This is a genomic window from Streptomyces sp. MnatMP-M17 (assembly GCF_900091995.1).
Lineage (GTDB): Bacteria > Actinomycetota > Actinomycetes > Streptomycetales > Streptomycetaceae > Streptomyces.
Genome location: NZ_FMDK01000669.1, coordinates 1 through 11422, shown reverse-complemented (window position 1 = coordinate 11422; position 11422 = coordinate 1). Strand labels below are relative to the sequence as shown.

At 68.9% G+C, this 11422-nt stretch carries 9 protein-coding genes and 5 pseudogenes; 7 read left to right on the top strand and 7 right to left on the bottom strand.

What is annotated here, in order from left to right; genetic code table 11:
* Window positions 1-456 precede the first annotated feature (456 nt).
* Complete coding sequence (locus GA0115259_RS27860) at window positions 457-1062, top strand: lytic polysaccharide monooxygenase auxiliary activity family 9 protein (RefSeq protein ID WP_093602149.1); 606 nt, start codon at window positions 457-459, stop codon at window positions 1060-1062.
* Between the two features lie 208 nt (window positions 1063-1270).
* On the opposite strand, the gene GA0115259_RS27855 is transcribed toward GA0115259_RS27860, so the two are convergent.
* The 3 genes and pseudogenes from GA0115259_RS27855 to GA0115259_RS27850 all read right to left on the bottom strand — a co-directional run.
* Entirely contained in the window at window positions 1271-2584 is a 1314-nt protein-coding gene (locus GA0115259_RS27855) for a GMC family oxidoreductase (protein ID WP_345941037.1), read from the bottom strand.
* Window positions 2585-2602: 18 nt separating this feature from the next.
* Window positions 2603-2812: an NAD(P)-binding protein gene (locus GA0115259_RS42950; protein WP_345941036.1), complete on the bottom strand. Its 210-nt coding sequence runs from the start codon at window positions 2810-2812 to the stop codon at window positions 2603-2605.
* A 212-nt stretch (window positions 2813-3024) separates the two neighbouring features.
* Window positions 3025-3165 (bottom strand): annotated as a pseudogene (locus tag GA0115259_RS27850) (IS5/IS1182 family transposase); the annotation flags it as partial.
* 43 nt (window positions 3166-3208) lie between these two features.
* Between GA0115259_RS27850 and GA0115259_RS27845 the strand changes: the two are divergent.
* Window positions 3209-3532 (top strand): annotated as a pseudogene (locus GA0115259_RS27845) (nitroreductase/quinone reductase family protein); the annotation flags it as partial.
* Between the two features lie 159 nt (window positions 3533-3691).
* Here the strand turns inward: GA0115259_RS27845 and GA0115259_RS27840 are convergent.
* Window positions 3692-3967 (bottom strand): annotated as a pseudogene (locus tag GA0115259_RS27840) (hypothetical protein); the annotation flags it as partial.
* Between the two features lie 18 nt (window positions 3968-3985).
* Entirely contained in the window at window positions 3986-4633 is a 648-nt protein-coding gene (locus GA0115259_RS27835) for a hypothetical protein (protein ID WP_141716713.1), read from the bottom strand.
* A gap of 185 nt (window positions 4634-4818) precedes the next feature.
* Between GA0115259_RS27835 and GA0115259_RS27830 the strand changes: the two are divergent.
* The 4 genes and pseudogenes from GA0115259_RS27830 to GA0115259_RS27815 all read left to right on the top strand — a co-directional run.
* Window positions 4819-5800, top strand: a pseudogene (locus GA0115259_RS27830) (MMPL family transporter); the annotation flags it as partial.
* Between the two features lie 167 nt (window positions 5801-5967).
* The gene (locus tag GA0115259_RS27825; protein ID WP_093602145.1) at window positions 5968-6249 is read left to right on the top strand and encodes a DUF1876 domain-containing protein; all 282 of its coding nucleotides are present in this window, start codon (window positions 5968-5970) and stop codon (window positions 6247-6249) included.
* Window positions 6250-6487: 238 nt separating this feature from the next.
* Window positions 6488-6841: pseudogene (locus GA0115259_RS27820) on the top strand (CBS domain-containing protein); the annotation flags it as partial.
* Window positions 6842-6983: 142 nt separating this feature from the next.
* Window positions 6984-7688 (top strand): response regulator, encoded by a 705-nt coding sequence (locus tag GA0115259_RS27815; RefSeq protein WP_093602141.1) that lies wholly within the window; start codon window positions 6984-6986, stop codon window positions 7686-7688.
* A 67-nt stretch (window positions 7689-7755) separates the two neighbouring features.
* Here the strand turns inward: GA0115259_RS27815 and GA0115259_RS27810 are convergent, their stop codons facing one another.
* Window positions 7756-9474, bottom strand: a complete 1719-nt coding sequence (locus tag GA0115259_RS27810) for a GAF domain-containing sensor histidine kinase (protein ID WP_093602139.1) — start codon at window positions 9472-9474, stop codon at window positions 7756-7758.
* Window positions 9475-9645: 171 nt separating this feature from the next.
* Window positions 9646-10689: a zinc-dependent alcohol dehydrogenase family protein gene (locus GA0115259_RS27805; RefSeq protein ID WP_093602151.1), complete on the bottom strand. Its 1044-nt coding sequence runs from the start codon at window positions 10687-10689 to the stop codon at window positions 9646-9648.
* Between the two features lie 207 nt (window positions 10690-10896).
* Here GA0115259_RS27805 and GA0115259_RS27800 point away from each other — a divergent pair.
* A partial coding sequence (locus GA0115259_RS27800; RefSeq protein ID WP_141716712.1) for a universal stress protein occupies window positions 10897-11422 on the top strand: 526 nt, incomplete at its 3' end.

Below are 11422 nucleotides of genomic sequence, written 5' to 3'. Positions count from 1 at the left end.
AGGAGACGGCCCGAGGCGGGCTCGCGGTGAACATCATCGAGTGCTGAGGAAACGCACTCTCCGCCGGTCGGGCTCCAGGTACCTTCCGCCACCTCGCATCCGCCTTGGAGGCCGTTTTCTCCCGATATTTTATCCCGAAATGAGTGTTTAACCCACGAGTGTCGGGGCGCGCCAGAAGAGGGTGGCATCGTCGGCCAGGCGCACCGGTCCAGGCCGCATCCTCGCTTTCCGGTCCCGCGAACAATCCCGACTCCGGCTCACGGCAGATTCCCTGCTCGCCACCCACCCCTGTAATCAACTCCGTCTGCTTCATTGACATCTCACTCGGAAGTCCTATCTTTGGGAGCGCTCCCAAATCAGCCTTGCAACTGAAAGGAGTCCCCCACCATGCGCAAAAAGAGTCCGTTAACCGGGCGTTCGCGAGCGTCCCTCCGCCGACCTCTCCAGGCGCTCGTCATGCTGTTCGCCGTGGCCGTCGGCGCCCTCACCTGGTCGACCCCCGCCCAGGCCCACGGCACCGTCGTCGGCCCCGCCACCCGCGCGTACCAGTGCTGGAAGACGTGGGGCAACGACCACACGAACCCGGCCATGCAGACCCAAGACCCGATGTGCTGGCAGGCCTTCCAGGCCAACCCCGACACCATGTGGAACTGGATGAGCGCGCTCCGCGACGGCCTCGGGGGCCAGTTCCAGGCCCGGACCCCCGACGGGACACTCTGCAGCAACAACCTCTCGAGGAACGCCAGCCTGGACAAGCCCGGATCGTGGAAGACCACCACCATCGGCAACAACTTCTCGGTCCACATGTACGACCAGGCGTCCCACGGTGCCGACTACTTCAAGGTCTACGTGAGCAAGCAGGGCTTCAACCCCAAGACCCAGACCCTGGGCTGGAGCAACCTCGACTTCATCACGCAGACCGGCCGCTTCGCCCCGGCACAGGACATCACGTTCCCCGTCCAGACCTCCGGCTACACCGGACACCACATCCTGTTCGTGATCTGGCAGGCCTCGCACCTCGACCAGGCCTACATGTGGTGCAGCGACGTGAACTTCGGCTGAGCCGCAAAGCACCGCACACGGCACCGGCCTCTGCCGGGCGCCGGTAACCCGCCGCCCGGCCGACCGAGCCCCGTCGGGGCAGGGGCCCCAATTGGTCACCCTGCCCCGACGGGGCTTCCCGCGTTCCTCACTTGACTCTGAAGCTCCTATAGACCGTCAAGCGGCTGGAGATGTCAGCGGGGGATCTCTGTGCTGTATCCGCGCGCCATCACTCAACGAGCGCAGTCGTGTGTCCTTTGATGAGCGCAGCGGCGCGTTCGGCGATCGCGTAGACCGCCGCGTTCGTGTTGGAGCTCACGATGGACGGCATGACGGACGCGTCGGCCACGCGGAGCCCGGTGATGCCCCGTACCCGGAGCCGGGGGTCGACGACGGCGGCGGTTCCGTCCGGCCCGATGCGGCAGGTGCCCGCGTAGTGGTAGTACACGAGCAGGCTCCTGCCGAGGTAGTCGTGGAAAGCGTTGCCGTCGGTCGTGCCGGGGCCCGGCAGCGCCTCTTCGTCCCGCCAGGCACTCAGCGCGTCCGCCTCGCCGATCCTTCGGGCAACGCGCAGACCGGCTTCCATCGTCGCGATGTCGCGGCTGTCTCCGAGGTAGCCGGGGTCTATCAGGGGTGCCGTTCCGGGCTCCGCGCTCGCGAGACGTACCGATCCACGGCTGCGGGGATTCACCGCCGAGAAGGCGATCGTGTAGCCGCTCTCGGGTCCCGGCAGGGACGGGGCGCGGTAGGGCAGGCTCGCGAAGAGGATCTGCAGATCCGGTACGGCAGCCTCGGGGCCGGTCCGTACCGTCCCCATCGCCTCCCCGGGGGGATTGCTCATGTTCCGCGGGACGGGCCGCCGGGCGGTGTACGTGAGGGTCGACATGGGGTGGTCGTGCAGATTGGCCCCGACGCCCGGCAGGTCGAGCACCACGTCCACTCCCACCGCGCGCAGGTCGTCCGCCGGTCCGATCCCGGACAGCAGCAGTAGCTGCGCGGAACCGATCGCCCCCGCCGTCACCACGACCTCCTCGGCGCACTCCGCGAAGCGGATCGAACCGTCCTTCGCGTATTCGACCCCGCGGCACCGCCCGTCGGTCACCACCAGGCGCAGGACGAGGGCATCGGTCACCACGTCGAGGTTCGCCCGGCCCATGGCCGGCCTGAGGTACGCGTCGGCCGCGCTCTGGCGTACGCCGTCCACGATGTTGTTGTCGCACCAGCCGAACCCTGTCTCCAGGCCGCCACTGATGTCGTCGGCGCGCGCCTGCCCGGTCTCGACCGCCGCGTCGACGCAGGCGGCCACCAGAGGATTGGGCTCGGCCGGAGGGCCCACCGTCAGTGGACCGTCCTGGCCGCGCAGCGCCGGATCGTGTCCCGCAGCCGTTTCGCTCCGCCGCATGTACGGCAGGAGATCGTCGAACCCCCAGTCCGTCGCGCCCTGTTCGGGCCATACGTCGTAGCTGGTGCGATGGCCGCGGATGAAGTTCAGTCCGTTGATGCTGGAGGAACCGCCCAGTCCCCGTCCCCGGGGCGCCGGAATCGCCGTTCCCGTCGAGGCCTATACGACGGTCGTGCCGCCCCAGTCGGCCGTACTGCCCATCAGCGCCGGCCAGGCACCCGGCACCGCCATCAGCTCAAGCGGCTCCCGGGCACCGGCCTCCAGCACAAGCACCCGGACGTTCTCGTCCTCCGTCAGCCGAGCCGCGAGCACGCATCCGGCCGTCCCCGCACCCACGACGACATAGTCATAACCCGTGGTCGAACCCATTGGCCGACTCCTTTCCTCACACCTTCCATCAGGCCATCCGGAGCAGCGGTCCGCACGCCGAAACACGGCCTCAATTCGGGGGTCGGCGGCCTGTGGATCGAGGGCGCCAGCGCCAGCCGACCGTTTGCCGGACCGGCAAGGGGCGAGGGCTATGGGCCCGCCCCCAGAGGGCGGTGTCGGACCGCACGAACCTCAGTGAGGCATTTTCAACCTCAGTTTGAGCGGGCCAGGTGGAGGGCGAGGAGTGCCTGAATGAGCGCGGTGATGCGGGTGGTGCTGCACCGCAGCTTGCGCAGCAGGCGCCGGCCTTTGGGGGTGGCCATGGCCCGTTCGCCGGGGGCGCGGGTGCGGGCGGGCCAGGGTTGCGAGAACGTCGATGGCTTCGCTGATGTAGCGGTGGACGGCGAGTACGAGCCGAGTCCGGCGCAGTGGGTGCGTGAACAGGTGGAGTTGTACGAGAGTTCGGGCGGTACTGAGGGGACGACGCTGTGGGACACGGGTCTGCCCGTCGTCATTCTCACGACGCGCGGCGCGAAGAGCGGCAGGATCCGCAAGGTCCCTCTGATGCGCGTGGAGCACGGAGGAAGGTACGCGGCCGTGGCCTCGAAGGGCGGCTTCCCGCGTCACCCGGTCTGGTACTTCAACGTCACGTCCGACCCGCACGTGGAGCTCCAGGGCGGGTCCGTGCGCCAGGACATGACTGCCCCTGAGATCACCGGGGACCTGATCGACGCGGCGTAGATCACCACGGCAGTTCGTGCGGCCGCGGAGAAGATCTTGGTGAGTCCGGCTGGCATCCTGCCTGCGACGCAACACCACTCGCATCACCGGCCTCGTCCAAGCCATCCTCTGACCAGCTCAACTCAGGTTAAAAGAGGCTCAGTGATTCCAGCCCGTTGGGCCTGCGCCGGTCAACGTCCGGACGGTGCGGAACTCACGGCCGAACTCGCTCAACTGCTCGTAGTCCTCGTCATCCGCGCACTCCTCCCGCGTCAGCGTGGTGACCGCCGGCAACGCGTGGCTTTCGGCCTGCATGGTTGTCCGGTCGGCGAGTAAGACAACGGCCAGGTTCTCGTCGGCGCAGACCGCATTCAGCACCTCGTCAACGGTCGCTCCTGCCCAGGCCGGGTCGTCCATGAAGTGGACGTGTGCCTCGTACTGAGTCGCGTCCGGTCAGAAGCGGAAGTTCTCCGTTGTCTGCGGTACTTCCACCCTGAGCGGTTGATTCCAGGTGAATTCCGTGGACTCTCCGTCGTTTTCCGGGCTCGCGGTGCCTTTGAGCAGATAGGCGAGGCCGGTTGCCGCGAAGTAATACGTCGAACCATCCTCACCCAGGTACACGGCGACACGCTCACCATTGAGGAACGCGGTTCCCGCCGCGGTTACCTCGCCCCCCGTTTCGTCCGCCACGACTCTACGCAAGAACATGTCGTAGGAGGCCAGAAACCCCAAATGCTCGATGAGGAAGTTCCCCAGCGCGCTGGTCGCGGGCCACCACCTGCTCACGATCGGCGACAGGTCCAGGTGGCTGCGGCCTTCTGTCCCAGCCCACTCGGCGATAAACGCGGCGGACAAGTGGAAGTAGTACGAACCCGCGACCGCCCGTACGCGGCACTCGCCCCCGTTGATCGCGAACGCGCTGGCAGCGGAGCCGTCCTTGTTCAAATGAAGATCAAGGCTGACCATACGCGTATCGACGCGCGTGCTGCCGACCACACGCACCGATTTCCCTACCGCCACGGCACGCGCGAACGCGACTCTCAACTCGGCGTCCGACAGCCCGATGTTGGACCCGGGTTCTCTGTCCGGCTCATTGGTCATTTTCACAGATTACGTGGCGGGCCCACCCAGCGAGCATGTGGCCCCGGCCACACATCGAGGCGGGCGTCATACCTGGGGGGACCCGCCTCGCGTGTGTCGTGCCTTTTCAGTAGGCGGAAGTGTCGGCAGGCGCACGACGGCAGGGGAGGCCGGAGCGGTCAGGCCGGGGTCGTATCCGAGATCAGATGTGGAGATCCCTGACCCGTGGCTGCTTTCCTTTATCGACTGGGCCGTACGGCTATCGGCTGGGCCGTACGGCCTTCCGGCGGCGCTGGTCCGTCGTGCTGCTGTGGGCGGCGGTCCTCGTCGCCGTCGGTGCCGGCGCCGTCAAGGCACCCGCTGCCACGAAGACGGTTCCTTCATGCCGGGCATCGAGGCACAGGAGGCCTTCGATCTGATGGATCAGCGCTTCCCGGGATCGAGTGCCGACGGAGCCAGTGCCCGGATTGTCTTTGTCGCGCCGGACGGGCAGAAGGTCACCGGAGCGACCACCGGGCGGTCATCGAGAAACTCGTGGACGAGACGGCCGGCGGGACGCAGGTCGACAGCGCCGTGAGTCCCTTCCAGGCCAAGGCGGTGAGCAAGGACGCCACGGCCGCCTACGCCACCGTCACGCACAAGGTGAAGGCCGACGATCTCACCGACACCAGCAAGGAGACGCTGGAGAACGCGATAGACCGGGCCCGGGACGGCGGTCTGACGGTCGAGGTGGGCGGTACGGTGCTGGCCACGCAGCCCACCGCGGGCGGCGCCGCCGAGGGCATGGGCGTCGCCATCGCCGCGGTGGTCCTGCTGGTCACGTTCGGATCCCTCTCGGCAGCCGGGCTGCCGCTGCTCACCGCGCTCATCGGCGTCGGCATCGGCATCGCCTCGGTCCTGGCTCTGGGCAGTACCTTCGGCCTGTCCATGACGACCGGCACGCCGGCGTCCATGCTCGGTCTCGCGGTCGGCATCGACTACGCGCTGTTCGTCGTCTCCCGATACCGCGAGGAGCGGGCCAAGGGACACACGCCGCAGGAGGCGGCAGGTCTCGCCGCCGGCACCGCCGGATCGGCGGTCGTCTTCGCCGGTCTGACCGTCGTCATCGCGCTGGCGGGCCTCTCGGTGGTCGGTGTTCCGATGCTCACCAAGATGGGCCTCGCCGCCGCGGGCGCGGTCGTCATCGCCTATCAGAGCGGTCTCGTCCAGCCCACTCCACCGGACGGCGCCGCCACGCCGTAGCCTCCGCCGCCCATAGAGGACCTTTGGCCCCTGCCTGTCGGCACCGGCGACGTCCGACAGTGGTGATGTGGGGCCGTTCGAAGACGACGGCCCTCGGAGGAATGAGGCAGGCCATGTCGAAGACAACGGAGTGGACCGTACGTCTCTACCTCTTCGAGGAGGACGGGAGAACCACGGCGCGTGTGGTGCTGGACACCGGGACCACATCCCTCGCCGGGCACGGCAAGGCACGGTGCAGCCCCGATGACGTGGACGTACCGGAGATCGGCGACGAGCTCGCGGCCGGCCGTGCGCTGGCGGATCTCGGCGGACTGCTGATCCAGGTCGCCAACCGTGACATGGAGGGCGTCGGCGCGGCACCGTCCGGACGGGCCGGGCGGACAGGCTGGCTCTGACGGGCATCCCGGCGCTTGGCACCTCGGCGCGTGGCGTCCCCGGCGCTTGGCATCCTCAGCACCTGGCACCTCGGCGCGTGGCACCTCATCGGTTGGGCTGTTCGCAGGTTGAGCCGTTCGGACCCGGGCCAGAGCGGGTCAGCCCATGGACCACGGTGTCCGGAGGACCGAGGCTTGTGTTGGCACGGTATGACCGTGTCCGATCGATGTGTCCGATCGATGCGATCGAGGAGGGACGATGCACCGCACTCCGCACACCGTGAGCGATGTGATGACGCATACCGTGGTCGCGGTCGGCCCTCACACCGGCTTCAAGGAGATCGTCGGGACCATGGAGCGCTGGCATGTGAGCGCCCTGCCGGTGCTGGCGGGCGACGGCCGGGTGGTCGGAGTGGTCTCCGAAAGGGATCTGCTTCCCAAGGAGGCCGGAGCGGCGACCGCCGAGGAACTCATGAGCGCTCCCGCCCTCACGGTCCGCGAGGACGCCACCCTCGCCCAGGTGGCCCGGACCCTGGCGCTGATGTCTCTGAAACGGCTGCCCGTGGTCGACCGCTCCGGCAGGCTCCAGGGAATCGTCAGCCGGTGCGATCTGCGCCGCCGACACCGATGACGCGGACACCGATGAGGCAGGGCCCGTTCGGCCCTGGTCCGCCCCGGGAGTCCGGGCCAGGATGGTGAGGCGGCGGGACCACGACAGCCGGGACCACGACAGCGCAGAGTTGCGGAGGAACGACATGAACGAGGTGCGGCACTTCTCTCCGGAGAGGCCGATCCGGGTGTTCCTGCTCGACGACCACGAGGTCGTACGGCGTGGTGTGCAGGATCTGCTCGACGCGGAGCCGGACATCGAGGTCGCCGGTGACGCGGGCTCGATCGATCAGGCCCTGGCCCGTGGCCCGGCCCTGCGGCCGGACGTCGCGATTCTCGATGTACGGCTGCCCGACGGCGACGGGATCACGGTCTGCCGCGAACTGCGCTCGCGGATGCCCGGCCTGGCCTGTCTGATGCTCACCTCGTTCGACGACGACGATGCCCTGCTCGACGCGATCATGGCCGGCGCGGCCGGATATGTGCTGAAGGAGATCAAGGGAGCGGATCTGGTGGCCGCGGTACGCACCGTGGCGTCCGGCCAGTCCATGCTCGACCCGGCGACGACGACCCGGCTGATGAGCAGTCTGCGCGGCGACGACACTTCGGAGGAGCGGGAGCCCGACGCGCTGTCCGAGCTCTCTCCCCGTGAGCGGGAGATCCTCGCGCTGATCGGAGAAGGTCTGACGAACCGCCAGATCGGCAAGCGGCTCTATCTGTCCGAGAAGACGGTCAAGAACCATATCTCGCGTCTGCTGGCCAAGCTCGGCGTCGAACGGCGTATCCAGGCCGCCGTCCTCGCCACCCAGGCCGGTCCGTATTCCACGGGCCGCGCCAGCGCGTCGGAGTGAGCTCAGGAGGCAGACTCACGGCGCGGTTACGTCCGGGCTGATCGGTACGTCCTGGCTGATCGGTACGTCAGCCCTGGCTGATCGGTACCGTCCATACGACACGCGTGCCGCCGTGATCAAGCGCCTCCACCGTCAGCGCACCGCCCAGGCCCTCCGCCCTCCCGGCCAGATTGTCCAGGCCGCTTCTGTGGGCGTCCGCCGGGATACCGGTCCCGTTGTCCGTGACGGTCAGCGTCAGCCGGCCCTTGCGTACGACGAGGGACACCTCCGCGCTGCTGGCGTGCGCGTGCCGTGCGACATTGCTCAGCGTCTCGCCCAGGACGGCGACGACATGTTCGGCGATCGCGGGCGGCACATCCGTGTCGATGAGTCCCTCCATACGCACCGACGGCGTGAAACCGAGGGAGCGTACGGCCTGCTCCACCATCATGGTGGCCCGGACCCGTAGCCCCTGACGCGCACGTCCCGTGTCATGGGCGCGGAGGCCGAAGATCGTAGAGCGGATGATCTTGATGGTCTCGTCCAGGTCGTCCACGGCCCGCAGCAGCCTCTCCCGTGCGGCCGGATGTTCCACGAACCGTACGGTGCTCTGGAGCGTCATCCCGGTGGCGAAGAGCCGCTGGATGGCCAGGTCGTGCAGATCGCGGGCGATCCGGTCCCGGTCCGCCAGCAGTGTGAGCTGCTCGGCGGAGCGCCGCCGTCCGGCGAGTTCCATCGCGAGGGCCGCCTGTCCGGCGAAAGCCAGCAGCGGAGCCGTCCCGGCCGGAGAGAACGGAGTGCTCCCGCGCGTCCGGGCCAGCAGCAGCACACCGCGCACACCGTCGCCGGTGATCATCGGCACCGCGACGGCGGGCCCCAGTCCGCGCCAGCGCGGCGGGCCCGCGGTGATCCTCGGATCGGTCTCGACGTCAAGGCTGATGAGCGGCTCCCGGGCGCGGAGCGCCGCCCCGACGAACGAGCCCTCCCCGGGAAGCACCAGGCCCCGATGGGCTTCCGCGTCGACGCCTTTGGCGAGCGGGACCCGCAGTACGTCCTTGTCCTCGTCGGGAACCGCGAGCGCGCCCAGATCCGCGCAGACGATGCGGCGCGCGTGGTCGACGATCAGCGCGAGCACCTCTGCCTCCTCCGCTCCCGACAGCAGACTGGCGATGACCTCCGCGTTGGCCTCCAGCCAGCGCTGACGGTCCCTGGCCTGTTCGTAGAGCCGCGCGTTGTCGATGGCCACACCGGCCGCCGCGGCGAGCGTGGACAGGACGGCCTCGTCCGCGTCGTCAAAATCCTTGCCGTTCCGTTTCTCGGTGAGATAGAGGTTGCCGAACACCTCGTCACGAATGCGGATCGGCACTCCGAGGAACGAGTGCATGGGCGGATGGCCGGGCGGAAGGCCGTACGACGCGGGATGGTCCGAGAGCTCGGAGAGCCGCAAGGGCTCGGGATGGCGGATGAGTTCGCCCAGGATTCCATGGCCCTCGGGCAGATGGCCGATGGCGTCTGTCTGTTCCTCGGTGACACCGACGGGCAGGAACTGCGCGAGCCGTGGCTTCTCGCCGATGACGCCCAGGGCGCCGTACTCCGCGTCCACCAGCTTCACCGCCGCCTCCACGATGTGCCGCAGCACCTGAGGCAGTTCCAGTTCCCGGCCGACCGAGAGCACTGCTTCGAGCAGGCTCCGTACCAATTCCGGAGCACCGTGCTGGACGGCGTCCAGATGGGCCTGCAAATCCTCCGGCAGGACATCCGGCCGCCCCGGCGTGCCCTCCGCCCGCCTGTTCCCGTCGTCGCCCACGGTTCCTCCGGCGCGGCCGACGTGTCGTACTCCGGCCGGCCGCACTTCCACCGTAGCCGCAGACGGACACAAGGCACACCGAAGGCCGGGGCGCGCCCCCGGCCCCGGTCCCGGCCCACCCTTCTCCCGGGCCCTTCTCTCAGGCCCTCAGGCTCTCAAGCCCTCAGGCTCTCAAGCCGCCGGCCGCTCCAGGACGACCTTGAGCGCTCCGCTCTCGGCCGCGGAGAACACCTCGTACGCCTCTTCCATCCGGTCGAGTTCGAAGCTGTGCGTGACCAGCGAGGAGGTGGGCAGCCGGCGGGCGGCCGTCATGTCCATCAGCATCGGCGTGGAGAAGGTGTCCACCAGCCCGGTCGTGATGGTCACATCCTTGATCCAGAGGTCTTCGAGATGCAGTACGGCGGGCTTGCCGTGCACCCCGACATTGGCGACATGCCCGCCCGGCCGCGCCACGCGCGTGCACAGCTCGAAGGTCTCCGGCAGGCCCACCGCCTCGATCGCCACATCGGCGCCGAGCCCTTCCGTCAGATCCTGGATCAGCTGTTCGGGATCCTCCGCCCCGTTCGCCACCGCGTCGGCACCGAGCCGGCGTGCCGCCTCAAGACGGGACGGAGCCAGGTCGACGGCGACGACACGGCCGGGCGAGAACAGCCGCGCCGTGGCGACGGCGGCGAGACCGATGGGCCCGGCGCCGACCACGACCACCGTGTCGCCCGGCCGGACACGGCCGTTGAGCACACCCACCTCGTAGGCCGTGGGAAGGATGTCGGCGAGCAGCACCGCGTCCTGGCTGTCGAGGGCGCTGGGCAGCGGATGGACGGAGAGATCGGCGAACGGCACACGTACGTACTCGGCCTGCGTCCCGTCGATCAGATGTCCCAGCATCCAGCCTCCGCCGCCGAGGCACTGGCCGTACCGGGCCTCACGGCAGAAACGGCAGCGCCCGCATGCCGAGACGCAGGACACCAGCACCCGGTCCCCGGGCCGTACGGTGTGCACATCGCCGCCCGTCTCCACGACCTCGCCTACGGCCTCATGACCGAGAACGGTTCCCGGGACGACTTCCGGGAGATCTCCCTTGAGGATGTGCAGATCGGTGCCGCAGATGGTGACGGAGTCGACGCGGACGATCACATCCGCGCCGTCCTTGATGGAAGGTTCGGGGACCTCGTCCCATGAGGACTTTCCGGGCCCGTGAAAGACGAATGCCTTCATGACGTGCATCTCCTCGCGGGCCGGTGACGGCCCGTCGGCGGTGATCTCCTTACGCCCAGCCTGCGGCGATGTGCCCGGCCGGCGCATGGGCCGACCGGTTCCCGTACGAGGGGCCCGGTGGCCCGTCCGGCCCTGCGGGCGGCCCGTCCGGCCCCTCAGGCCTCACGGACCCGGGCGAGTCACCCTTGAGGAAAGGAGGTGGGAGCGATGGAGCTTCCTCTGGTCGTGGGAGTGGACGGATCGGAAGGCAGCATGCAGGCGGTCGACTGGGCGGCGGCCGAGGCCGAGCGCTCCGGCCTGCCGCTGCGGCTGGTCCATGCCTCCCTGTGGGAGCACTACGAAGGAGTACGGCCGAGGCTCGCCGCCGACCGCCCTTCCGAGCAGATACGGGCGGAGAGTCTCGTCGCCGCGGCCGAGGAGCGCGCGAACCGGCTCGCCGCCGATGTGAAGGTCTCCACCGACATCCAGCCGGAGGATCCGGTGACGGTGCTGCTGAGAGAAGCACGGGAGGCGACACTGCTGGTGCTGGGACCGCGCGGACACGGCCCGGTCGCGAGCATGCTCCTGGGATCCGTGAGCCTTGCCGTCGCGGCCAGAGCCCGCTGTCCCGTGACCGTCGTCCGCGGCGAGGAACCGAACCGGCGGGCGGTCCACCGGCGCGTGGTCCTCGGCATCGGCGGTCCCGCCGGCAGCGCCGACGCCACCCGCTTCGCCTTCCGCGAGGCGCGGTGGC